General features: G+C 69.3%; 22 protein-coding genes. 12 read left to right on the forward strand and 10 right to left on the reverse strand.

What is annotated here, in order from left to right:
- Nucleotides 1-27 precede the first annotated feature (27 nt).
- The 5 genes from ACLARN_RS00195 to ACLARN_RS00215 form a co-directional block, all read right to left on the reverse strand.
- Nucleotides 28-2,004 (reverse strand): acetoacetate--CoA ligase, encoded by a 1,977-nt coding sequence (locus tag ACLARN_RS00195; RefSeq protein ID WP_409489246.1) that lies wholly within the window; start codon nucleotides 2,002-2,004, stop codon nucleotides 28-30.
- An 81-nt stretch (nucleotides 2,005-2,085) separates the two neighbouring features.
- Nucleotides 2,086-2,838, reverse strand: coding sequence for an ESX secretion-associated protein EspG (locus ACLARN_RS00200; protein ID WP_409489247.1), 753 nt, complete (start codon nucleotides 2,836-2,838; stop codon nucleotides 2,086-2,088).
- Nucleotides 2,838-3,968, reverse strand: a complete 1,131-nt coding sequence (locus ACLARN_RS00205) for a PPE domain-containing protein (RefSeq protein ID WP_409489248.1) — start codon at nucleotides 3,966-3,968, stop codon at nucleotides 2,838-2,840. Before ACLARN_RS00205 ends, ACLARN_RS00200 begins: the two co-directional genes overlap by 1 nt.
- Nucleotides 3,968-4,447 carry a hypothetical protein gene (locus ACLARN_RS00210; RefSeq protein ID WP_409489249.1) on the reverse strand — a complete coding sequence of 160 codons (480 nt, stop codon included), beginning with the start codon at nucleotides 4,445-4,447 and terminating at the stop codon, nucleotides 3,968-3,970. Before ACLARN_RS00210 ends, ACLARN_RS00205 begins: the two co-directional genes overlap by 1 nt.
- Before the next feature lie 48 nt (nucleotides 4,448-4,495).
- The gene (locus ACLARN_RS00215; protein WP_409489250.1) at nucleotides 4,496-5,128 is read right to left on the reverse strand and encodes a dienelactone hydrolase family protein; all 633 of its coding nucleotides are present in this window, start codon (nucleotides 5,126-5,128) and stop codon (nucleotides 4,496-4,498) included.
- A 97-nt stretch (nucleotides 5,129-5,225) separates the two neighbouring features.
- Here ACLARN_RS00215 and hisC point away from each other — a divergent pair, with 97 nt between their 5' ends.
- Nucleotides 5,226-6,281 carry a histidinol-phosphate transaminase gene (gene hisC / locus ACLARN_RS00220; protein WP_409489251.1) on the forward strand — a complete coding sequence of 352 codons (1,056 nt, stop codon included), beginning with the start codon at nucleotides 5,226-5,228 and terminating at the stop codon, nucleotides 6,279-6,281.
- A 251-nt stretch (nucleotides 6,282-6,532) separates the two neighbouring features.
- On the opposite strand, the gene ACLARN_RS00225 is transcribed toward hisC, so the two are convergent.
- Nucleotides 6,533-7,294, reverse strand: coding sequence for a sulfite exporter TauE/SafE family protein (locus ACLARN_RS00225; RefSeq protein ID WP_409489252.1), 762 nt, complete (start codon nucleotides 7,292-7,294; stop codon nucleotides 6,533-6,535).
- Nucleotides 7,295-7,363: 69 nt separating this feature from the next.
- A complete protein-coding gene (locus tag ACLARN_RS00230; protein WP_409489623.1) occupies nucleotides 7,364-8,008 on the reverse strand; it encodes a GNAT family N-acetyltransferase in 645 nt (214 codons plus the stop codon).
- 74 nt (nucleotides 8,009-8,082) lie between these two features.
- Between ACLARN_RS00230 and ACLARN_RS00235 the strand changes: the two genes are divergently transcribed.
- Together ACLARN_RS00235 and ACLARN_RS00240 are read left to right on the forward strand one after the other, a co-directional pair.
- Entirely contained in the window at nucleotides 8,083-8,775 is a 693-nt protein-coding gene (locus ACLARN_RS00235; protein WP_409489253.1) for a FadR/GntR family transcriptional regulator, read from the forward strand.
- 77 nt (nucleotides 8,776-8,852) lie between these two features.
- On the forward strand, nucleotides 8,853-9,668 hold the full coding sequence (locus ACLARN_RS00240; RefSeq protein ID WP_409489254.1) for a class I SAM-dependent methyltransferase: 816 nt from the start codon (nucleotides 8,853-8,855) through the stop codon (nucleotides 9,666-9,668).
- A 45-nt stretch (nucleotides 9,669-9,713) separates the two neighbouring features.
- Here ACLARN_RS00240 and ACLARN_RS00245 read toward each other — a convergent pair whose 3' ends face one another.
- Nucleotides 9,714-10,154, reverse strand: coding sequence for an FBP domain-containing protein (locus ACLARN_RS00245; protein ID WP_409489255.1), 441 nt, complete (start codon nucleotides 10,152-10,154; stop codon nucleotides 9,714-9,716).
- 136 nt (nucleotides 10,155-10,290) lie between these two features.
- Here ACLARN_RS00245 and ACLARN_RS00250 point away from each other — a divergent pair, with 136 nt between their 5' ends.
- Entirely contained in the window at nucleotides 10,291-11,775 is a 1,485-nt protein-coding gene (locus ACLARN_RS00250) for an adenylate/guanylate cyclase domain-containing protein (RefSeq protein ID WP_409489624.1), read from the forward strand.
- Here the strand turns inward: ACLARN_RS00250 and ACLARN_RS00255 are convergent.
- On the reverse strand, nucleotides 11,762-12,760 hold the full coding sequence (locus tag ACLARN_RS00255; RefSeq protein ID WP_409489256.1) for a beta-ketoacyl-ACP synthase III: 999 nt from the start codon (nucleotides 12,758-12,760) through the stop codon (nucleotides 11,762-11,764). The genes ACLARN_RS00250 and ACLARN_RS00255 overlap by 14 nt on opposite strands.
- Nucleotides 12,761-13,011: 251 nt before the next feature.
- Between ACLARN_RS00255 and ACLARN_RS00260 the strand changes: the two genes are divergently transcribed.
- Complete coding sequence (locus ACLARN_RS00260; RefSeq protein WP_409489257.1) at nucleotides 13,012-13,485, forward strand: Lrp/AsnC family transcriptional regulator; 474 nt, start codon at nucleotides 13,012-13,014, stop codon at nucleotides 13,483-13,485.
- A gap of 217 nt (nucleotides 13,486-13,702) precedes the next feature.
- Nucleotides 13,703-14,107: an SsgA family sporulation/cell division regulator gene (locus tag ACLARN_RS00265; protein WP_101613663.1), complete on the forward strand. Its 405-nt coding sequence runs from the start codon at nucleotides 13,703-13,705 to the stop codon at nucleotides 14,105-14,107.
- Between the two features lie 78 nt (nucleotides 14,108-14,185).
- Here ACLARN_RS00265 and ACLARN_RS00270 read toward each other — a convergent pair whose 3' ends face one another.
- Nucleotides 14,186-15,280, reverse strand: a complete 1,095-nt coding sequence (locus ACLARN_RS00270) for a S1 family peptidase (RefSeq protein WP_409489258.1) — start codon at nucleotides 15,278-15,280, stop codon at nucleotides 14,186-14,188.
- Nucleotides 15,281-15,751: 471 nt separating this feature from the next.
- Between ACLARN_RS00270 and ACLARN_RS00275 the strand changes: the two genes are divergently transcribed.
- The 6 genes from ACLARN_RS00275 (at nucleotide 15,752) to ACLARN_RS00300 (ending at nucleotide 23,098) form a co-directional block, all read left to right on the forward strand.
- Nucleotides 15,752-18,679, forward strand: coding sequence for a helix-turn-helix transcriptional regulator (locus ACLARN_RS00275; protein WP_409489625.1), 2,928 nt, complete (start codon nucleotides 15,752-15,754; stop codon nucleotides 18,677-18,679).
- Between the two features lie 212 nt (nucleotides 18,680-18,891).
- Nucleotides 18,892-19,743 carry an ESX secretion-associated protein EspG gene (locus ACLARN_RS00280; RefSeq protein WP_409489259.1) on the forward strand — a complete coding sequence of 284 codons (852 nt, stop codon included), beginning with the start codon at nucleotides 18,892-18,894 and terminating at the stop codon, nucleotides 19,741-19,743.
- A 31-nt stretch (nucleotides 19,744-19,774) separates the two neighbouring features.
- Entirely contained in the window at nucleotides 19,775-20,188 is a 414-nt protein-coding gene (locus ACLARN_RS00285; protein WP_409489260.1) for a hypothetical protein, read from the forward strand.
- A gap of 11 nt (nucleotides 20,189-20,199) precedes the next feature.
- The gene (locus ACLARN_RS00290) at nucleotides 20,200-22,260 is read left to right on the forward strand and encodes a hypothetical protein (protein ID WP_409489261.1); all 2,061 of its coding nucleotides are present in this window, start codon (nucleotides 20,200-20,202) and stop codon (nucleotides 22,258-22,260) included.
- Nucleotides 22,257-22,586, forward strand: a complete 330-nt coding sequence (locus ACLARN_RS00295; RefSeq protein WP_409489262.1) for a type VII secretion target — start codon at nucleotides 22,257-22,259, stop codon at nucleotides 22,584-22,586. Before ACLARN_RS00290 ends, ACLARN_RS00295 begins: the two co-directional genes overlap by 4 nt.
- Nucleotides 22,583-23,098: a YbaB/EbfC family nucleoid-associated protein gene (locus tag ACLARN_RS00300; protein WP_409489263.1), complete on the forward strand. Its 516-nt coding sequence runs from the start codon at nucleotides 22,583-22,585 to the stop codon at nucleotides 23,096-23,098. The genes ACLARN_RS00295 and ACLARN_RS00300 overlap by 4 nt, the downstream gene beginning before the upstream one ends.
- Nucleotides 23,099-23,114 lie beyond the last annotated feature (16 nt).

The following is a 23,114-nucleotide window of genomic DNA, read 5'->3' on the forward strand; positions in this document are numbered from 1 at the left end:
CGCGCCCGCCAAGTCCCGCCCCTACGTTCAGCTCCTCGCCAGCTCCACGAACGGTACAAGGGCGTCGGGGTTCAGCAGCGCATCCCGGCTGACGGCGCGGTCAGGTGAAACGCCCGAAAGGATCTTCTTCACCGGAACCTCGCATTTCTTGCCGTTGAGCGTGCGGGGTACCTCGGTCACCTGGACGAACCGGTCGGGCACGTGCCGCGGCGAGAGGGCCCCTCGCAGCTCCTTGCGCAGGGCCGGCTCGACCTCGTCGAGCGAGACGCCCTCGGCCAGGACGAGGAAGCACAACAGCTGCCCGTCCTCGTTCCCCGCCGCCGACGTGTCGATCACCAGCGAGTCCGCGACCTGGTCGAAGGCCTCGACGACCCGGTAGAACTCGGCCGTGCCCATCCGGACGCCGCCGCGGTTCAAGGTCGAGTCGCTGCGCCCGTAGATGACCGCGGAGCCGCGCCCGGTGATCCGGATCCAGTCGCCGTGCCGCCAGATCCCCGGGTACATCTCGAAATACGCCTCGCGCAGCCGTGAGCCGTCCGGGTCGTTCCAGAAGAACACCGGCATCGACGGCATCGGCTCGGTGATCACCAGTTCGCCGACCGTCTCCACCACCGGCTTCCCCGCCTCGTCGAACGCGGCGACGGCGGCGCCGAGCGCGCGGACCGAAAGCTCGCCAAGCCACACCGGGACGTCCGGGGCGGCGACGACGAACGCCACGCACAGGTCCGTGCCGCCGGACACCGAGCAGATCTGGACGCGTTTGCCGACCTCGTCGACGATCCACCGGAAGCCCTCGACGCTCAGCGGAGCACCGGTGGAACCCAAGGCGCGCAACGCGGTGAGGTCGTACCGCTCCGCCGGTTTGATCCCGGCCTTCAGGCAGCTCTGGATGAACGGCGCCGACGTGCCGAAGTAGGTGACGCGGTGCTGTTCGGCCAGCTGCCACAACACGTTGAGGTCCGGATGTCCCGGGCTGCCGTCGAAGAGCACGATCGTGGTGCCCGTCAGCAACCCGGAGATGAGGAAGTTCCACATCATCCAGCCGGTGGTGGTGAACCAGAAGAACCGGTCACCCGGGCCGAGATCGCTTTGCAGGGCAAGAGACTTGAGGTGTTCGAGGGTGATCCCGCCGTGCCCGTGGACGATCCCCTTCGGCAGGCCGGTGGTCCCCGAGGAGTACAGGACCCACAGCGGGTGGCCGAATTCGACCGGTTCGAAGGCTAGTTCCGCGCCCGCGTTGTCGGTGAGCAGGGTGTCCCAGTCGAGGGTGCCGTCGAGGCGGCCACCTGCGTAGTCGATCAGCACGGTCGCTTCGAGCGTGGGGATCTCGTCCCGCAGGGAGTTCACCGTCGACCGGCTGTCGAACCACCGTCCATTGTAGACGTAGCCGTTGACGGCGATCAGCACCTTCGGCTTGATCTGCGCGAAGCGGTCGCTGACCGCGCGGACCCCGAAGTCCGGCGAGCACGACGACCAGATCGCGCCGAGGCTCGCGGTGGCGAGGAAGGCGATCAGCGTCTGCGGGCAGTTCGGCGCCAGTGCGGCGACTCTGTCCCCTTTGGACACTCCCAGCTTCCGCAGCCCTTCGCGCGCGGAGGCGACGGCGGAACGCAGGGCGCCGTACGTCAGCTGTGAGGAGAGGCCGTCTTCGCGGTGGAAGATCACGGCGACCTCGTCGTCGGCCTTCGCGGCGCCCGCGACGCCGGGCATGAGCGAGTGCTCGGCGTAGTTCAGCGTGCCGCCCTCGAACCATCGCGCGTCCGGCATCTCGCCGGTGAGCACCTCACCGGGCTGGTCGTGCCAGCGCAGGCCGAGGAATTCGCCGACGGCCGACCAGAATTCCGGCACGCGCTGGACGGAGAACTCCCACAACTCGTTGTAGTCGTCGACTTCCACGCCGCGTTCGGTGCGCAGCCACTGGCGGAACGCTTCGATCTTGGTGTCGGACAGGCGGCTCGGCTCGGGGCGCCAGAGCACTTCTGGGGCGTCGGCGGTGTGCGTCACCCCGCGATGTTAACCCTCCCCGCCCCGCCACCACCCTCAACGGAAAGTACTTCGTACTTGCTGATCGACCCCGTAACCGACTTAGCGAGCCCCCGTGAACAGCTCGTACGCCATCGTCTTCAGGCGCCCTGCGTCAAGCGGAGTAACGGTGAGCCAGCCTCGGTCGCGGCGAAGCCCGTATCGGCCATCAGGAGTGTCCACCCAGGTCAGCGTGCCCTCGCCGCGTACCCAGCGGCCCTCCCACGACTTCCTGGCCGCCCCGAGCCGCCCGCTGCCAACCCGCTGCGTCGCGATCCGCACCAGCACGATGACCTCGGGTTCACGCAGCCCGGCGTCGCGCAGGACGTCGGAGAACGCCGGCTGCCCGCCGCGCTCCCCCGCCTCGCACGCCGCCGTGTAGTCGTCGACGCGCAGGTTGACCGAGAGACCCCGCCCCTGCTCGCACGGCGGTAACGCCTGCAGCAGGGTCGCGGCGACGAGCGGTTCCCGCAAGGCCGACAGCTCGACATCGGTCCCGGCGACCCCGATCGCGACGGCGCCCCGATCGGACACGCAGCCGACGGCCCGGTACGCCGGATCGCCGTCGAGCCGCAGGTCCAGCGTCAGTTCGCTGTTCGCGAGGGTGTGCAGCAAACCCAGCAGTTCCGGCGCGGGGGCCTCCACCGTGCCGAGGCCGCGCTCGGACAGCGTCCCGCTCGCCGTGGCGACCAGTTCCGCCCGGAACTCGGGTGTCCGCCCGACGTGCGGAACCTCCAGCACCGCGGGCAGTTCGTCGCGTCCGTGCGCCGACCACAGCAGGAACAGCTCGCCGATGTGCAACCGGATCCAGTCCATCAGCGGCCGTCCCTCGGGTCTTCGCCGATGACCGGCGGGGTCACCTGCCCGCCGAGGCCCCAGACGTCGGAATCCTCGACGAGGTAGTCCGGCGCCTTGTGTCCTTCCTCGTCCTGCCGCCCTTGCTGGGGCGCCATCCCCATCGGCATCCCGCCGAAGCCGCCCATGCCCGCGGCCGCGGCCCGGGTCCCGGCCACCTGGCCCGGCTGCCCCGACGGCCCGAAGCCGCCGACACCGGATCGGCCGCCCTGTCCGAGCTGCTCGTGGGTTCCGCCGGCGGCGCCGGGCGGCGGCGGCACGAAGGCGCCGCTGCTCGCGCCGGGCGTGCGCGGTGCCTCGACCGGCTCCCGCACCTGGATCGGGGCGGCATCGTCGACGCCGCTGCTGCGGGTCGAGTCGTCCGGCGGCGTCTCCGGTACCGGCTCTGGTTCGGGCTTCGGCTTCGGCTCCGGTTCTTCGGGTGTCTCGAGGATCCGCGGCTGCTTGCCGTACGACGTGAAGCGAGGGACGTTTTCGTAGACCTCGCCGGAGTTCCGCTGCATCCGCGTCATCACGTCGGCGGCCTGGCGGTGCAGGTCCTGCGAGCTCTCGTCGGTGGGTTCGGCGACGATCCGCCCTGCCTCGGCGAAACCGGAGTTCGGCGGCGCCGACGTCGACATCGCCTGCGTCGAATCGGAGACCGGGATCGGGCGGCGTTTCGGCGGCTCAGGCACCTTGGGGCGGGGCGCCAAGCCCGGCGGCTCGGGCATCACGCGCCGCGCGGTGTCGGCGATGTCCGCCTGGCGGCGTACGCAGTTCGCGACGTTCTCCGCGCGCCAGCCCGTCTCGCCCGCCCAGTCGACGAGCTTGATCGCGGCGTCACGGGCCCTGTCCGCGCCTTCGCCCGTCCAGCCGTCGGCGGTGGCGACGATGGCCGCCCTGAGCTCGGAACCGGCCCGGTCGAGGAAGCTGCTGATCTTCGCCCACTGCGCGGCGACGGCTTCCGCGCCCGCCAGGTCCAGCTCGTTGTGGACCATCTCGTAGAGCTCGCGGTGCGAGTAGCTCATCCAGTCGATGTCGGCGGTGAGGTGATCGGGGCCGGGTTGGGGCTCGGGTTCGGGCGGCGGCCACGGCGTGGGCAGGATGCGCATCAGTGCTCGTCCTTCCGCTCGGTTTCGACGATGTCTTCCATGTCGAAGCGGCGGGCGACCCGTTCGAGCTGCTCCTGCCCCTCCTCATCGGTGGCGACGTACATCTTCCGTGCCGCCATCACGGTGAGCTGGAGGTCTTTGAGCACCACGGCGAAGTCCTTGAGGACGGGCACGGCGGCCTCGGTCCCCTCGGTCGCGGCACCCTGGAAACGATCGCTCATCGTGTGCCCGACGAAGTTGTCGCCCAGTTTCAAGGGTGCTTTGAACTCCGTCGAATCCTTGATCAGCGCGTTGAGCTCTTGACGGGCTTTCATCAGCGCGTCGATGAGCTTCTTGGCGGCGTCCTCGGTGACCTTGACGGTCCCCTTTTTGGCATCGGTCTTGGTGTTCCGGATCTGACCCGCCACCGGAGCCAGTGCCGGAGCCGAGGCTCCGAAAGCGGCTTGTGGCGTCACGGGCACCTTGGGTGACTGTGCCATTTGACCCTCCCCTGTCACATCTCAGGGGGAATGCTAGCGCGAATGGAATCACCGTAGGTGGGCGTCGAACCAATTCAGCGTGCGCTGCCAGGCCTCCGCGGCCGCGGCCGGGTCGGCGTCGAAGCGGTGATTGGCGCCAGGATAGTGGACGACGTTCGTCGCGACGTTCGCCGTCGCCGCCGCGTCACGCAGCTGTTCGACCTCGGCGCCTCCGGCCTCGTCGCCGGAGTCGCCGTACATGCCGAGCCACGGGCTGGTGAGGCGTCCGGCGATCTCGACCAGGACCGGCAGCTCGGTGACCCCCTGCCCGCCGACGCTGACCGCGGCGCCCAGCCTGCGGTTCGACGCCACGACCAGGGCCGCCGTCCCGCCGAGGTCGAAACCGACGACACCGACGAGATCCGCCTCGACACCGCGCTCGGCGAGCCAGGCGAGCGTCGCGTCGGTGGCTTCGAGCAGATCCTGCTGCGTGAGGTTGTCGCGATCGAGGTGCGGGGTGACGGTGAGCCAGCCTTCGCCGGCGAGACCCGCGAGAAGCAGACTCAAACCCTCTTCGACCTCTTCGGCCGCTTCATGCAACACCACGAGCCCGCCACGGACGACGCCATCCGGTTCGGCGAAGGTCAAACGCGACGTGCGGCCGTCGGCGTGCTGGTGTTCCACGGTGGTCGTCAGGGTCATTCCTCCATCAGACCACTCTTAGGTAAATATTCGGGGCTTGCCGTCGCGCGGGAGGATACGGTGTCGGAGCCGTCCCCCAGACGTAGGAGCGCCGAAGATGTCCCCTGTTTCGCCGCGTGCGGATCTCGAATCGTTGCCGAAGTACGTCCCTGGCCGGACAATCCAGGGCGCGATCAAGCTTGCGAGTAACGAGGTCCCCGGTGGCCCGCTGCCGAGTGTGGCGCAGGCCATAGTCGAAGCGGCACAGGGCATCAACCGGTACCCGGACATCACGGCGTCCGCGCTCGTCGAGCGGCTGGCCAGCGAACTGGGCGAGCCCGCCGAGCGGATCGCCATCGGCTGCGGCTCGGTTTCCCTTTGCCAGCAAATGATCCAGGCCCTGTGCGGCCCGGGTGACGAGGTCATTTTCCCGTGGCGTTCGTTCGAGGCGTACCCGATCGTCACGCAGGTCGCGAACGCCGTCAGCGTGAAGGTGCCGCTGACAGCTGGACATGGGTTGGATTTAAAAGCGATGCTCGCCGCGATCACGCCGAAGACGCGCCTGGTCTTCGTGTGCAACCCCAACAACCCGACCGGGACCGTCGTGCGGCGCGCTGAACTGGAGCGTTTCCTCGACGCCGTGCCCGCGGGCGTGCTCGTGGTGCTCGACGAGGCCTACAAGGAGTTCGTGACCGACGTCGAGGTGCCGGACGGCGTCGAACTGGCACGTGGCCGGGACAACGTCGCGGTGCTTCGGACGTTCTCGAAGGCGTACGGCCTCGCCGGTCTCCGCGTGGGCTACGCGGTGGCGCCGGAACCGATCACCGTCGCGCTGAAGCAGGTGTACGTCGCCTTCTCGGTGAACATGATCGCCCAGGTGGCGGCCATCGCCTCGCTCGACGCGGCCGGTGAACTGCTGGAGCGCTGCAAGGAGATCATCTCGGAGCGGACCCGAGTCCGGGATGCCTTGGTGGCCTTGGGTTACGAGGTTCCGGAGACGCAGGCGAACTTCGTCTGGCTGCCGCTGGGCGAGCGGACGGCGGAGTTCGCCGAGCACGCGCTGGAGCGGAAGCTGATCGTGCGCCCGTTCGCGGGCGAAGGCGCGCGCGTGACCATCGGGACACCCGAGGAGAACGACCTCTTTCTCGAAGCGGCCGGAGATTTCCCGCGCTGACGCGAACCGTCGTTAGGGCGGACCCGCGTTTAGGCACCTACTTGCGCCTGCAAGGGCCGAGCGCCGGGTTCTGGGTGATAGTCCCTGATCCTCCGTTGATCAAGCTTCACCCCCGGTGCGACCCCGCGACGATGAGGGAATTGGGACACGCAACGTCCCAATTCCTTCATCGTCAGCCCCGGCGACCGGCACACTTCTGGGAACGGCGGGTCCGCACTACCCGACCCACGCCCATCCGGCGCCTTCACGCGCTATTTGAGGAGCAGCTGCACCATCGCGGCGAGACCGATCACGACGATCAAGCCCCGCAACACCTTCGGCGAAAGCCTGCGGCCGATCTTCGCGCCGATCTGGCCGCCGATCGTCGACCCGACCGCGAGCAGCGCGACCACGGGCCAGCTGACCGGCGCGATGAAGGCGTAGATCACGCCGGCGACGATGTTCACGACGGCCGACAGCGCGTTCTTGACGCCGTTGAGCCGTTGCAGCGACTCGGACATCAGCATGCCCATCACGGCGACCATCATCACGCCCTGCGCGGCCGTGAAGTATCCGCCGTAGATGCCGATCAGGAAGATCAGGAACAGCAGGAGCGGCCCGATCTTGTGGACCTTCCCGTTCTCCTCGCGGCGCTTCGCGACCCAGCCCGCCACTCGCGGCTGGACGATCACCAGCACCACCGCGAGCCCGACCAGCGCGGGCACGATGGTCTCGAAGGCGTCCTTCGGCAGCGAGAGCAGCAGGATCGTCCCGCAGATCGCGCCGAGGAACGACGCCACGGCGAGCCTGGCGACCTCGGGCCAGTAGCCCTTGAGCTCATGGCGATACCCGATCGCCCCGCTGACCGTGCCGGGGGCGAGGCCGATCGCGTTGGACGTCGTCGCCGTCAGCGGCGAGTAGCCGAGGGCGACCAGTACCGGGAAGGTCACCAGCGTGCCCGAGCCGACGACCGTGTTGATGGTGCCCGCCCAGAGCCCCGCGACGAAGATCAGGATCGCGTGCCACCACGTCATAAAGCGCTCACTTCGGCACCCTAAGCACCGTTACCTCCTTTCGCGCTCTGGATGTGTCTAGTCGAACATTCAACTGACCGTTATGTCTTTTTCGGCCTCTGGCAGGTGGGCCGCGGTGATCTCCGCGTCCACCGTCCAGCCGAGCGCCAGGTACAGCGCCCGCCCCTCTTCCGTCGCGACCAGGACCGCTTTGTCCGCCCCGGCGGCGACCGCCACCTCGTCGAGACGGCGCATGACGAACCGGCCAAGCCCGCGCCGCTGATGCTCGGGCTCTGTCACGACCTGATCGACCACCGCCGTACCGCCGGCGATCGCGACCCGGCCGGTGGCCGCGCGCGAACCGTCGGGCGCACGCACCACGACGTCGGTGACGACGCCATCACCGACCAGTTCCGCCCGGTACGGCTCGGGCGCGGCCATGACGGGCCGCATCGCGAGCGGTGTGCTCATCAGGTACTCCGGCGGGCCGACCGTCCAGTTCGGCGGGACCGTCTCCGCCACCTCTTCACGCGAACCGCTCACCTTCAGCCACGTCCCGGGTTCGGTGAGCGCGCGAGCCCGCCGCGCCACCGATCCGGCGTCCGCCAGCACGTATCTCACGCGATGCCCCGGACGCCCGACGTCGAGCCGGTAGCCGTCCGGTTCGGCCACCGGTAGCCCGACGCCGCGGGAAAGCGCCCACCCGTGCACCCATGCCTTGATCAGTCCTGCCACCCCAGTCATCACCCGATGATGACACCGGCCACCGACAATCCCGGGCGGGCGGGCGGACCTGCGAGGATGGGGCGGTGGCCGACGACGAGCGCGAGCAGGTGTGGAGTGCGACCGTCGATCATCTGCGCGCGATGATCGACTCGGGCAGGCTCCCCGCCGGGTCGAGGCTGCCCGCCGAACGGGCGCTCTGCGAACAGCTCGGGATCAGCCGCGGTTCGCTGCGGCAGGCGTTGCGGGTGCTGGACTCCATCGGCTACGTGCAGGTGCGGCCGGGTTCGGGCACGTACGTCCGCGAGAACATCGACGAGAAGCCGCTGCGCAGCTGGTTTTCCGAACACGAGCAGCTGGTCGAGAAGCTGTTCGACCTGCGGACGATCGTCGAGCCGACCCTGGCGGAGCGACTCGCGCTCGATCACACGCCGCGGGTGCTCGAGCGGCTGGAGAGCACCGTCGACGAGATGGATCAGGCCGCGGCCGACGACGACATGCTGCGCGTGATCGCGGCCGACGCGGAATTCCACCGGGTGATCGCCGGCAACGCGGGCAACGACGACGTCACCGATCTGCTGCGTTCGGTGCTCTCGCTGGTCGGCGAGGAGCGGCGGGCGGCGTTGCGGCTGCCGGGGCAGATCCGCAAGGCCGTCGACGAACATCGCGCGATCCTCGAAGCGATCCGCCGTTCGGACGCGGCGGCCGCACGGGAGATCACCCGGCGGCATCTGCTCGACGCCAAGACCTACGTCCACGACTACACCTCACGGGATTGACGTTTCCTTGACGGCGGGACCGGTTCGGCGCGAGTATTCTTTTCAGAAGGTTGTGAAACTTCTGATGGGGGTGTGCGGTGGAGAAGGTCCGGTTCACCGAAGAGAAGGCGACGATGCTGGCCACGCTGTACGGCCGGGCGCTCGACGCCCGCAGTGACCGGCCGATCCTCGGCGACAAGGCCGCCGACGAGGCCGTCAAGCGGATCGACTACGACTTCGGTTCGCTCGGCGTCGACGGCCAGCTCGGGCTGACCGTCGCCCTGCGGGCCAAACCGATGGACGAGTGGGCCGTGGCCTTCCTCCGGGAACACCCGGACGCGACCGTCGTGCAACTCGGCTGCGGGATGGACAGCCGCGTGTACCGCCTCGACCCGCCACCGTCGGTGCGGTGGTTCGACGTCGACTACCCGGAGGTCGTCGACCTGCGCGGCCGGATCTACCCCGCGCGGGACGGATACCGGACCATCGGGTCTTCGGTGACGGATTTCGGCTGGATCGACGAGATCCCGTCGGACAAACCCGGTCTGGTGATCGCCGAGGGGCTGACGATGTACCTCCAGCCGTCCGAAGGCGAGGAATTGCTGCGGCGGCTGATCGCGCGTTTCCCGCAGGGCGGCGAGATGGTCTTCGACATCTTCAGCAGGCTGGGGATCAAGCTGCAGAAGCTGAATCCCGTGGTGCGCAAGGCCGGAGCGACGTTGTACTGGGGTATCGACGAGATCGCCGAGCTCGAACGGCTCGGGCTGACGCTGGTCTCGAAGCTCGACTCGACGGATTACGCGACGCCTGAGGTGAAGGACCGGCTTTCGGGGTCGATGCGGGCGCAGTTGTGGTTCGCGGGGCTGTTCCCGGCGTTCAAGAAGATGGGGCGGATCCTGCGATTCCGGTTCTAGGCGCCGTCGCGTTTAGCGGGCTAAACGCGAGCGGGACCGGGTGCGTCAGCGGGATTCCAGTACCCGCTCCACGAACCGGTGCAGCTTCTCCTCCAGCCGGAACACCCGCTCCTCCAGCGTCAAGGACTCGAACGGTTGCGGCACGTCCGACTTCAGCTCGCCGCGGATGTACTGGCTGCAAGCGAGGTTCGCGCACGCGTAGATGCCGAGCGTGTTCCCCTCCCGCCCGGGTTTCCCCGCGCGGCGGCCGGAGAACAGCGCGATGTCGGACAGCGGATGTGTCGTCGTGCACAGGCCGCACATGTTGCTCAGCAGGACACGGCCTTTCGGCCGGGGCGCGGCGCGAAGGGACAGTCCGACGGTTTCCCCTTGATAGGGCAGCACGAGATACGCCCGCGCGGCGGCCTTCGGATCGCGCCAGCCGAGGAATTCCCTTTTCTCCCAAGGGATCTCGTCCGGTGGGTGGGCACCTTGACGATCAGCCACGCGTGCAGTTCACGAAGGACGCCCTGATCTCGTCCTGGCCCAGCGGTTCCATACCGGCACGGTAGCCATCGCACGCGAGAACTGGCGAACCGTTTTCCGGCGGAGGTCATACGATCACCGGGTGCGTGGGAAGACGATGTCGAGCCGGTTCCGGCTGGTGCTCAGGACCAGTCTCGGTTTCGCCGCGCTCGGCATCGGCTCCAGTGTGTGCGGCGCCGGGGTGGTGGCGTTGCTGCTGCTCTTCCAGGGTCTGCCGAGCGAGGTCGGCGACCGCGGCTGGATCCTCGGGGTCACCGCGGCCGGGATCGTGGCGCTGTCGCTGGTGGTCGGCACCCTGTGGACGGCGTGGTTGCAGCGGCGCACGGCGGTCTGGTTCGTCTTCGGCCGCCCGCCGACCGGCGCCGAAGCCGCGCGGGCGCTCCGGCTCCCGGTCGACATGGGGATCGTGAGCGGGACGCTCTGGCTGATCGGCACGATCGTGCTCGGCTCACTCGCCAGGGTGCTCGGGTCGTGGATGGACGCCCTCGGGATGGCGCTGGTCATCGGGCTCGGCGGGCTGACCACGGTCGGCCTCACCTACCTCGCCGCGGAGTGGGTCGCGCGGCCGGTGATGACGATCGCGCTCAAGGTGACGCCGCCGACGGGGACACTCCGGGTCACCGTGCGGACCAGGGTGGTCGTCACCTGGTCGCTGGCGAGCGGGGTCCCGTTCCTCGGCGTGCTCCTGGTGGCCACGCCGCCGGACCTCGGCCAGGGCGACCACGTCGCGAGCCTGATCATGCTTTCGGTGATCGGGCTGAGCGTCGGCGCGATCGGGACGGGCCTGCTCGCGAAGGCCGTCGCGACCCCGTTGCACCGGCTCCGGGTCGCGCTCGACGAGATCGCGCGCGGCAACAAGGAGATCGTCGTCGACGTCGACGACTCCAGTGAGATCGGCCTGCTCCAGACCTCGGTCAACGACCTCGCCGCCGGGCTCCGCGAGCAGGAGCGGATGCGGGACCTGTTCGGCAGGCACGTCGGGGACGAGGTCGCCCGGCACGCGCTCGAGTACGGCGCCTCCCTGTCCGGTGACGTGCGCGAGGTGACGGCCCTGTTCGTCGACGTCGTCGATTCGACGGCACTGGCGGGCCGCACCCCGCCCGAGGACCTGGTGACGATGCTCAACCGGTTCTTCACCAGCGTGGTGCACGCGGTCGGGGCACGCGGCGGGCTGGTCAACAAGTTCCAGGGTGACGCCGCGCTCTGCGTTTTCGGCGCGCCGACGCGGCTCGCGGACGCGCCGACGGCGGCGCTTTCGGCCGCGCGGGCGATCCGGGACGCCGTCCAGAAGACCGGCGAGCTGGACCTCGGCATCGGGGTCGCGAGCGGACGGGTCTTCGCCGGTCAGCTCGGTACGAGCAGCCGGTTCGAGTACACCGTCATCGGCGACGCGGTGAACGAGGCCGCGCGCCTGACCGAGTACGCGAAAGCCGCGGACGGCCGGATCCTGGCGAGCGAGGCGGTGCTCAAGGCCGCGTTGGAGAGCGAGCGCTCGCACTGGGAGCCGTACGCGGAACTCGAGCTGCGCGGGCGCCAGGAGCCGACGCACGCCTGGGAGGCGAGCGCGCTCAGCCCGGAATGACGTCCGGCCAGCGCAGCAGCGTCGAGCCCCAGGTGAGCCCGGCGCCGAAGGCCCCCATCACGACGCGGTTCCCCGGCTGGAGCGCGCCCTCCTTGGCCGCGTCGGCCAGGGCGATCGGGATCGACGCCGCGCTCGTGTTGCCCACCTTTTCGATGTTCGAGTACATCACGTCGTTCGCGAGCCCGAGCTGCTTCGCGCAGGTCTGCAGGATCCGGATGTTGGCCTGATGCCCGATGAACCGGTCGATGTCGCCGACCATCCAGCCCGCGGACGCCAGTACGGCGCGTGCCGATTCGGCCATCCGCGCGCAGGCGTGGCGGAAGACGGTCTGGCCCTGCATCACCAGGTAGTGGTCACGCGGGTCGTCCGACCGGCGGTTCTTCGCGCCACCGGCCTCGACCCACAGCAGCTCCGCGAGCTCACCCTCGCTGTGCAGGTCGAACGGGCCGAGCGCGCCGAGTTCGTCTTCCTCGCCCGCGCGCAGCAGGACGGCGCCCGCGCCGTCACCGAAGATCGGCACGGTGCCGCGGTCGTCCGGGTCGACGAGCGAGGTGAAGACGTCCGCCCCGATCACCAGCACGCGGCGCGCGATGCCGGCGGCGATCAGCCCGGCGCCGGTGGCGAGCCCGTAGATGAACCCGCTGCACACGGCGTTGACGTCGAACGCGGCGACGCCGTTCAGCCCGAGTTTGGTCGCGACCTGCGGCGCGCTGGCCGGGCACAGCTGGTCGGCCGTCGACGTCGCGAGCACGACGGCGTCCGCGGCGCCCTCCCCGGCCGAGGTCAGCGCCCGGCGCCCCGCTTCGACCGCGAGGTCCACAGTGGACGTCCCAGGGTCGACGACCCGGCGCTCGGCGATGCCGGTCCGCGAGCGGATCCACTCATCGGAGGTGTCCAGCCGCTGGGCGATCTCCTCGTTGCCCACCACGCGCGGAGGCAGCCACGAGCCGAGACCGGCGATAACGGCCGCCTGAGATGAGGGCACCAAGAAATCCTTTCGCGCGGAAAAAGAGGGGTCTGCCATTCACTTGTAAGCGCTACCATTCAGTAGACCCGTCAGTTGTGTTCCGGGTCACAATTCAAAGAATCCTCACCTTTCCCCGGCGCACTGTGCCTGACCGGCGTCACCAGCGACTGACCTGGCAGAACCGGGTTCGAGGGTGGCGTGATCCACACCGCGTGACGGCACGACCGAAGATCGGGCATTCGGACGACTCGCCCGGTTAGCCTGACCTGGTGCACACACCCGACCTCGACCGCATGGACGTCGCCATCCTCTCCTGCCTGCAAGCGGACGCCCGCACCATCGCCGAGTCCATCGGCGCGAAGGTGGGCCTGTCCGCCGCCGCCGTACAGCGGCGGATCAAGCGGCTACGCGAGACCGGGGTGATCGAACGCGAGGTGGCGGTGCTGTCGCCGCAGGCGCTCGGGCTGTCGATGACGTTCGTGGTGATGGTCGAGATGGAACGGGAGAGCCTCGCGGTCCTCGACGGGTTCCGGCGGCAGGTGCTCGCGGACGACAACGTCCAGCAGTGTTACTACGTCACCGGCAACGCCGACTTCGTGCTCGTGGTGACCTGCCGGGACATGGCGGGCTTCGAGGCGTTCACGCGGCGGATGTTCTTCGACAACCCGAACGTGCGGCACTTCACGACGTCGGTGGCGATGGACCGGGTCAAGACGGGGCTGACGCTGCCGCTGGAGCCCTGACCGGGAAATCCGGCGTCCAAAAAGGACATCCGGACCTCGTCACCACCGGTGTCCGCCCGAACGCAAGGGGTCTGTGCCCGGCGTTACACCACTATGGACATATGCAGCCGATAGCGTGAACGTCGTCGCAGTCGCGTCATCCCACGTCAGCCCGGCCATCTCCTTGCCGAGACGAAAAAGTTCGCGCCGCGCGAACCACGAGCACCGAGGAGTGGCCGTGCACACCGACGCAATTCACCAGAGCCAGTTCGTTCTGCTGAACAACAGCAGCACGCCCGTTCTCTCCCGCCTGTCCTTCCACGTCGCGGAGCCGTACGCGGTCACCGTGGCGTTCCGGACCGAGCGCGGCCGGTGGGTCGAGTGGACCTTCGCGCGTGAGCTGCTCGCCGCCGGTCTCACCGACCCCGCCGGGCTCGGCGACGTCCGCGTCCGCCCCGACCTCTCCGAGGACGAGGCGATGCTGACGCTGGAAATCGAGTCACCCGACGGTTATGCGTCGTTCGAGCTCGAGCGCGAGGACGTCGAGTCCTTCCTCGGATCGACCTTCGAGCTGGTCCAGCTCGGCTCCGAGAGCGAGTACTTCGACGTCGAGGCGCTGATCGAAGAAATCAGCAACGTCTAGCCACCGCTCCCGCGGTACAGACGAAGGGCGGCCCGAGTGCTCTGGAGGCACTCGGCCCGCCCTTCGTCGTGTTCAGGGTCAGCCGAGGACCAGGGAGGTCCCGGTCGCGGACAACGCCGGCCGGACCGGGAAGAAGTACGTCACCGAGCTGTTGCCGCCCGACAACATGCCCTGCGCCTGGTTGCCCGCGATGAACGAGCCGCCGGAGTCGCCGGCCTGCGAACGCACGTTGGTGGCGGTCATGCCGTAGACCGTGCCCTCGGCGTAGCGGACGGTCTGGTTCTTGGCGCCGACGGTGCCGCAGGTCCAGCCGGTGGTCGAACCGGACTTACAGACCGAAGCGCCGGTCGAGGCCTCACTCGAGCCGCTCACCCGGGTGCCGTTGTTGATGATGCCGCGCGGCACCCAGTTGCTGTTGACCCGGACGTGGCCGTAGTCGTTGCCGGGGAAGCTGGCGCGGGCGAACGAGCCCATCGCGACCCGGTTGGAGCCGGTCACCGTGCCCGGGCCGCAGTGCCCGGCGGTGAGGAAGCCGCCGTTGACCGAGAATCCGATCGAGCAGCGCGAAGAGTTGTTGATGTAGTAGGCGTCGCCGCCGCGGACGTCGTACTTCAGCGTCGGCGCCGAAGTGGTCTCGACCACCGAGACGGCGGTCTTGTCCACACCGGTCTTCTCCAGGTAGGAGTCGACGACGCCGCTCTTGCCCGGCAGGACGTTCAGCGTCACACGGTTGGTCTTGGTGTCGACGCCCCAGCCGGTGATCGCGCCGTCCGCCGCGCGCTCACCCGCGTTCAGTTTGTCCACAGTGGAATCGAGCTGGGTTTCCGAGAAGCGCACGAGTTCCGCTTCCGCGCCACTGGCGAGGACCTGGCCCAGTTTCGCCGCGTCCGTGACGCCGACGCGGAGCTTGCCGGTCGCCTCGTTGTAGCTCGCGCCACCGAAGCTGCCGGCGAGCGCCGAGGCGAGTGACTCTTCGAGCGCGCCGGCGGCGGTCTCGCTCTGGATCCTGGCGAGTGCCTGTCCGGCGGTCAGTCCGAGGTCCCGTTGCAGGGCGGGAACCATCTCTTGGTTGAGCAGGGTGTCCGAGGACGCTGCCGCGGGGGTACCCGTGACGAGCGCGCCGGTGGCCAGTGCTGCCGTGGCGGCCACACCGAGGAGCTTCGTGATCTTCATGCTTCTCCCTCGTCATCACGCACGGCTCCGGTTCGCCATGCGATTGCCTCCCCTGACGGGTGAGAGTTCTGGAACCGGGCGAAGCCCGCAATCCGGGTCGGCGCGGGATAGGTATACCCATTCTTCGGGGACCGAATCCCCTGCTCCAAGGGCGCTCACCTAGAGACGGCACCCGTACGGGCACGTCCGTAAGTAGGGATTCCTGTGAATACCTTGCGTAGTCATGGCGCCCCCCTGAACGTGGGATGAATCGCCGGATCGGGTTTCTCGCCGATGTTTCGGGCGTCCAGTGATTTTCCAACCGACGATCCGTCAGCCAACCGGTGACGGTGCGTTCGCGGACGGCCTAACGGGGTGCCCGTGCTGTCCGTGTTGGGTGGTTTACGACCAGGTAGGCAGTGCTTAGGCTCCGCAGGACAACGCACAAGATCGTGTCGGGCTCAGCGGGAACTCCCAACCGAGGAGCGCATGATGTGGCTTGCCACCCCTCGCCCGACCTCGGTTTCGGTCCGCGCCGGATCGACGGCACTCGTGGGCCGCGACGTCGAGGTCTCGGCGATCGTGAAGATCCTGCTGCGCCGTCCCGCCGCCGTGCTGATCGAAGGCGAACCCGGGATGGGCCGCAGCAGGCTGCTCGAAGAGCTGGCCGGACGCCGTGAGTTCGCGGCGGGCCGGGTACTCACCGGCGCCTGCCAGCCGATGCGCGAACCGTTCCCGTTCGGACCGGTGCTCGAAGCGCTGCGTTCGGCAGGTGACCGGCCGCTCGGCCCGCTCAGCCCGGTCGCCGGGGTACTGAGACCCTTGCTGCCCGAACTCGCGGAAAGCCTTCCGCCCCAACCGGAACCGCTCACCGACCCGTGCGCGGAACGGCACCGCCAGTTCCGCGCCGTCCGCGAACTCCTGATCGCCTGCGGGCCCGCGCTCGTCCTGATCGACGACCTCCAGTGGGCCGACGAGGGCACCCGTGACCTGATGCGGTTCCTCGCCGCGGCCATGCCGGCCGAACTCGCCGTCGTCGCGGCCTACCGGACCGGCTCACCGTCGAGGAACGGCGGCGCGGGCATCCCGTTCCGTACTCCGCCGAACGTCCAGACCGCCCGCGTGACGCTGGGCCCGCTCGACGTCGAAGCCGTCGGGAAGCTGGCGGAGGAACTGCTGGACCTGCCGAGGGTTTCCGCGCCGTTCACCGCGAAACTCCACGAAAGCACCGCCGGGATCCCGTTCGTGGTCGAGGAGACCTTGCGCGCGCTGCGCGACGCGGCCGGACGGTTGCCGATCGGCGACGTACTCTCGGACCGGCTGTTGGAGAGCCTCGAAGTCCCGATCTCCCTGCGCGAAGCCATCACCGAACGACTCGAAGGGCTGCCCGAACCCGCGGTCCGGCTGGCCCGTGCGGCGGCGGTGCTCGCCGTCCCGTCCGAACCGTCGGTGATCGGCGAACTCGCCTGCCTCACCGGCGACGCGCTCCGCTCGGCCCTGCTGTCCACTTTGGACGGCGGCGTCCTCGGCGAACTCGGCGGCGATCGCTACGGCTTCCGGCATCCCTTGGCCCGCAAGGCCGTCTACGACACCGTCAGCGGTCCGGAACGGACCTTGCTGCATTCACGCGCCATCCAGGTGCTCGCCGAGCAGCCGGTTCCCCCGCTGACCCTGCTGGCGAACCACTCCCGCGCGGCGGGGCGGACCGAACAGTGGCGCCACTACGCCGAAGCCGCCGCCGACGAGGCCATCGCCCACGGTGACACGTCCCGCGCGATCGATCTGCTCCAGTCCGTCCTGGCCGAGGCCGGGCTCGGCGAGGACGACATCGCCCGGCTCGCCACGAAACTCAGCCAGGTCGCGCTGCGCGGATTCCGCCCGGACGTCATCGAGACACTGGAGCGGATCCTCGAAGACCTCACCGAACTGCGGCCGAGTGTGCGCGGGACGATCCGGCTCAGCCTCGGGATGCTGCTGGTCCGCACGATCGGACGGCTCGGCCGGGGCCGGGTCGAGGTGGAGCAGGCGATCACCGAACTGGTCGACGAGCCGGAACTGGCCGCCCGCGGGATCAACCTGCTCGCCCAGCCGATCGACGGCCTGACCCCGTTGTCCTGGCACGAGGTCTGGATGGAACGCGCCCGCGAGGTCTTCGACCGGATCGAAGACCCGGAGCTGCGGCTCGCGCTCCTCGGCGACCGGATCTCCACCCAGGCGCATATCGGCGACGGCTCGGCGTGGACCGAGTTCACCGAACTGCCGGACCAGGGCAGCGGTGTCGCCGAACGCGTCCAGCTCGCGCGGCTGTGGTGCAACCTCGCCGACGCGCAGTCCTGGGCCGGACATCTGAGCAGGGCGGAAAAGCTGGTCACGGAAGGGATCCGCCGCGCGACCGACGCCGGCGCGCTCTACGCCGCCGGGCTCGCGCAGGGCACCAGGGTCCGGCTCGACTGGGTGCGCGGCAACTGGTCCGGGCTCGCGGAGGCCACCGAACAGCTCCGCGACAGCTACCCCGACCTCGGCCCGATCGTCATGGAGTCCTCGCTCGTCCTCGGCGGGCTGGCCGCCGTCCGCGGGGAATTCGCCGCCGCGCAACGACATCTGACCGCGGCGAGCGTGCACGCCCCGGAACACGGGCCCATCCCCGTCGTCCTTTCGGCGGCGGGCGTCCTGATCAGGGTGCTCCTCGCGACGGACGACGTCGACGGGGCGTGCGCGGCGGCCGACAACGCCGTCTCGGCGGCCCGGCGCAAAGGTGTCTGGGTGTGGGCGGCGGGGCTGGTCCCCGCCGCGGCCGAGGCGTACACGCGGGCCGGACGCTGGTCGGAGGCGGACGCCGTCGTCGAGGAATTCGCCCGCGGCGTCGACGGCAAGGACTCGCCGGTCTCCCGGGTCGCGCTGCTCGCCGGCCGGGCGATCCTGCTCGACGCGCGCGGCAAACACCCCGCCGCGGCAACGGTTTTCGACGAGGCGGCGGCGGGCTACGAGGCGCTGCCGATGCCGTACCAGGCCATCGGCGCCCGGGAACGGGCGGCGCTGTGCCGCCTCAACGCAGGTCGTCTCACCGCGGATGACCGCCCCGCGATCGAGGAGCTCGCGGCGGCCGCGGAGGCCTACGAGCGGCTCGGCGCCACCCGGGACGCCGGCCGGTGCCGCCACCAGCTGCGGGAACACGGCGCGTGGGCGCCCTCGCAACGCGGGCGCCGCGGCTACGGCCAGGAGCTTTCGCCCCGCGAACTCGAGGTCGCGCGGATGCTTTCCGACGGCCGGACGAATCGGGAGATAGCGGACGGACTGTTCCTTTCTCCGCGCACCGTGGAACAACACGTCGCGAAAGTCCTGCGGAAACTCGGGGCCCGATCGCGGACGGACGTGGCCCGCCGGATGTCGACCTACGCACCGGCGGCGATCGACCGGTAACATCCCGGTGAACGGCCGTTATTCCTTTAGGGGCAAGAAAAGTGCCCGATCGGGCATGGTGATCCATTCCATCGGGTTCTGCGGTGTTCGTATGGTTCCGTACAGTCATGCGCTGTGCTAGTTTGTTTTGGCCATTAACAAAGTCGGCCCCCTCTATGCAGGTCAGCCGATCGGGACGGGGTCCGACCCCCGTGAGGGAGTAGCGCAGAAGCATGGCTGAACGAGCCGATTTCGCGCTGGGGACGGCAGAGGCGACTGTGGTCGGGCAGGCGCTTGGCGTCGATGTCCGATTGTTTCCCTTGCGCGTCCGCAACACTTCGATCGACCCGGAGCGCTACACCGCGGTCATCCGGAAGGTCTACACCGATCTCGAGCAGCGCCGCCTGTCGGTCAACGGCGAGCTGAACCCCGCCATCCGCACCGCGTTCGCACTGCTCGCGAACCACCGGATCACCGTTTCGGTCAACGGCATCGACGGTATCGGCCAGGACATCGCCGTCCTCACCCTCACCGACGGCAGGCAGGCGCTCGGCATCACGCAGGCCCACGGGGAAGACCTCTTGCAGTTCGCCCTCTTCTCGGACGAAGAACTGGTCGAGGTCCTGTCCGGTGTCCTGCCGAGGATGCGGCCCGCGTCGACCGGCCGCCGCAAGATCGTGCAGAAGGAGGAGCGCGCCGTCTCCGCGATGGCCGCGCGCCGCCAGGCCGAGGCGGAGTTCGACGAGGAGGAGACCGACGCGTTCGGCAACCTCCAGTTCACCGGCGTCGTCCGGGCCAGGACCGATACTCCGGCCCCGCGCAACGACGAGAGCGACCTCGAGGTCCTGGAGAAGGTGCTGTCCGGGACCCGCCTCGGCGGCGGGCACATCATCGTGAGCGGTATCGGCCGCCACGGCGAGCGGCTCCGGTCGACGCCGTTGAGCTGGCTCGACACGGAAGACGGCCGGTACCTGGTCTGGACCGAGACCGACGAAGCCTCTGGCGCCGTGATCGGACACTACGACCCGGCAAGTCAGTCGGGCGTGGCGAACGCGATCAAGAACGCCATCGCGGACATCTACTGAACTTCCTGACCCCCGGTGAGAGGAGCCTCCGTTGACCGAGGAAGCACAAGAACTGAAGGCGGCGAAGTGGACCTCCGCAAAGGTCGGGCTCGCGGGCGGACAGCTGAAGCTGATGGCCAAGCAGGGCAGCTTCGCCGTCGACGAGAGCACCGGCCAGGAGATGATCCGCTCGCTCCAGGGTGTGATCGACAGCCTCGAAGAGCGCTGGAGCGCGCTGACCAAGCTGCAGAAGTCACCGCAGATGAGCGACACCGCGACCGCGCGCTGGGTCTCCCAGCACATGCAGGGCACCGCGACCGACGCGCAGGGCCTGCTCACACAGCTCGAAGCGGCTCGCGCCGAGTTCCCGACCTACGTCGAGGCGATCGAACTCGCCAAGAAGAACTACCGTGAACGCGACGAAGACAACCAGCGCGACCTGAAGCGGATCGACACCGAGATCTAGAGGAGAGACCCGTGACCGAATCCGCGGAGAAGACCACGCAGGTCTCCGACCCCAGCTCGCCCGACTACGACAAGCTCGACCCGCACTACGACGTCACGGCCGACTCGTCGTCCGAGTATTACGTCGGGCCGCTGGCTGACAAGGCCGCGTCCGGTGACGAGATCCGGGCCGGGGCCACGGTCGGGACCGATGTCCTGTTCAGCCTCTTCGGCTGGGGTGACACCGCGCTCAACGGCTTCAAGGACCAGTTCACCCAGAAGATGTACGAGGGGCAGCTGGAGAAGGCGCGCGAAGGTCTCGACAAGAATCTGGAGATCCGCAAGCCCGGCCAGCCGCCGTCGACGGTGTGGAGCAACGCCACCCACGAGCAGATGCAGACCGCGATCGCGGGCAACGCGGATCCGGCCGCGGTCGGTGAGACCTCCGAAGAATGGGTCCGGGTCGGCAATGACCTGGCCACGCACCAGCGCAACCTGGCGAAGGCGATCAACGCGAGCACGGCCAACTGGGAGGGTGAAGGCGGCGACGCGGCCCGCGAGCACCTCGCCGGTGTCGGCAAGTGGCTCGGCTCGACCGCGAACGGCGCGACGCTGACCGGTCGGCAGCAGCAGATCCACTCGCAGACCCTCAACGAGACGCAGAAGCTGATGAAGGCCAACCCGCCGGTGGCGTTCAGCGTGCAGGAGGCCAACGCCAACCTGCAGACGATCACAGACCCGCAGCAGTACATGTCGCAGCTCGGCAAGGACCTCGAGACCTTCAAGAAGCAGCAGGACGCGCGCGACCAGGCCGCGAAGGTGATGACCGACTTCGACGGCACGGTCGGCTCGGCGATCGCCACCCCGGCGTTCCCGGCTCCGCCGAAGCTGCCGACGGCGCAGGCGACCCCGATGTTGCGGGGCACCCCCATGTCCGGCGGCGGCGGTGGCGCGGGCTCGCCTTCCCACACCCTTCGCGACAAGAAGTCGCCCGAGAACCCGGACGGCACGCAGCGGCCCAGCCCCTTCGACGTGGGCTCGGACAGGACGCGTCCGGACGGCATCGCCGCTTCGGTGGATGGGACGCCGCAGGGCGGACCCGGCGGCGTGTCGCCGTTCAACTCGCCGAACGGGCCCGCCGGTGGCGTTCCTGGTAGCGGCGGTCCTGGTAGCGGCGTTCCCGGTGGTGGCCCTGGTGGCAGCCAACCGGGCGGTTTCCCCGGCGGTGGTTTTCCCGGCGGAGGCTTCCCTGGTGGCGGCCCTGGCGGTGGCGGGCCCGGTTCGAACCAGTACCGGCCCGAAATCAACGCCCCGAACTTCCCGGCAGGCGGTGGTCCCGGCCCCGGGACGTCGTCGTCGCCCTATTCCCCGAACATGCCGAAGATCGACGACGGGACGCGCACCACGGGCTACACGCCGCCGTCCGTGACGCCGCCGTCGTTCAGCCCGCCGAACATCCCCCTTCCCGAGGTCGGCGGTCCGCGGCCCGGTGGCGGTCTCCCGTACACCCCGCCGAACATCGGGATACCGAACATCCCGGGGCCCAACGGCGGGCCGGGTCCGGTCATGCCGAAGATCCCGCCGATGCCGCGCCCTGGTGGCATCGGCGAGCGGCTCGGCGGCCCCACGTTCCCGGACACCGGCTCGTCGTACAAGCCCACGCCCTACACCCCGCCCAAGATCGGCATGCCGAACATCCCCGGCGGTGGCGGCAGTAGCGGAATCGGTGGTACCAGCGGCTTCGGCGGCGGTGGCACCGGCGGTACCGGTGCGGGTGGCTCGGGCGCCGGCGGTCTCGGCGGCGCCGGAAGGTCGACAGGCGCGCTCGGCATGGGCGGCGCCGCGGGTGCGATGGACGCCGAAGCGGCCGCGGCCCGTGGGGCCGGTTCCGGTTCCGGCAAGGCGGGCACCCCCGGTGCCATGGGCCCGATGGGTGGCGGCATGGCGCCCGGCGCGGGCAAGGGGCAGGGCCAGGAGGACAAGGAGCACAAGGTCGCCGACTACGTCGAATCCGACGACCCATCCTTCTTCGCCGCCGACGAGATCGTGGCACCGCCGGTGATCGGCGACTGGAAGAACAAGGACTGGAAGTGACGGCTTCGTTCGAGGTCGATCCGGACGACCTGACCGCGCACGCGAGCCATCTCGAAGGGCTCGTCGACCGGTTGGACACCGCGCACGGCGCGACCGGTTCGGCGATGTCGTCGGACTCGTACGGCCTGCTGTGCGCGTTCCTGCCGCCGATCATCAACCCGACCGGCGAACGCGCGGCGGAGGCGATCAAGTCGGCGGCGGAAGGGGTCCGGACGACGGCGGACAACGTCCGCACCGCCGCGAAGTCCTATGTAGAGGGTGACAAGACCAACGCGGAACCGTTCAACGCCGATTTCAAGGCCTTGGACATCGGAGGAAAGAAGTGACCGGCGCCAACGGTCTCGGGGATCTCACCACGGACCCCGACGAGGCACAACGCAAGATGGACCAGTGGGCCCAAGGGCTCGAGGACAAGGCCCAGCGCTACGCGGCCGCCCAGGAGCGGACCGAGCAGTTGCGACTGACCGCGTCCAGCTCCGACGGCGCCGTCAAGGTGACCGTCGGGGCGGACGGCGGCGTGACGGGCCTCGAATTCGGGAACAAGGCGAGGACGTATCCGCTGGAGGAACTGTCGCGGCAGATCCTCACGACCATGCACCAGGCGCAGGCCGGGATCTCGAGCCAGGTCGCCGAGGTCATGCAGGAGACGCTCGGCGACGAGGACCAGGAGACCCGGTCGCTGATGATCGGCACCCTGCGCAGCCGCTTCCCCGAAATCGAAGAGGAAGAGCCTCCGCCGGACGACGCTCCCCCGGCGCCGCCGTCCACCGACACCACGCAGGCGCCTCGCGAGAGGCGCCACGAAGCACCGGAGGACGAGGGCAACTCGCCCTGGTGAGTCCGCCACCCCTCGC

The sequence above is a fragment of the Amycolatopsis sp. cmx-11-12 genome, from assembly GCF_046269425.1.
Lineage (GTDB): Bacteria > Actinomycetota > Actinomycetes > Mycobacteriales > Pseudonocardiaceae > Amycolatopsis.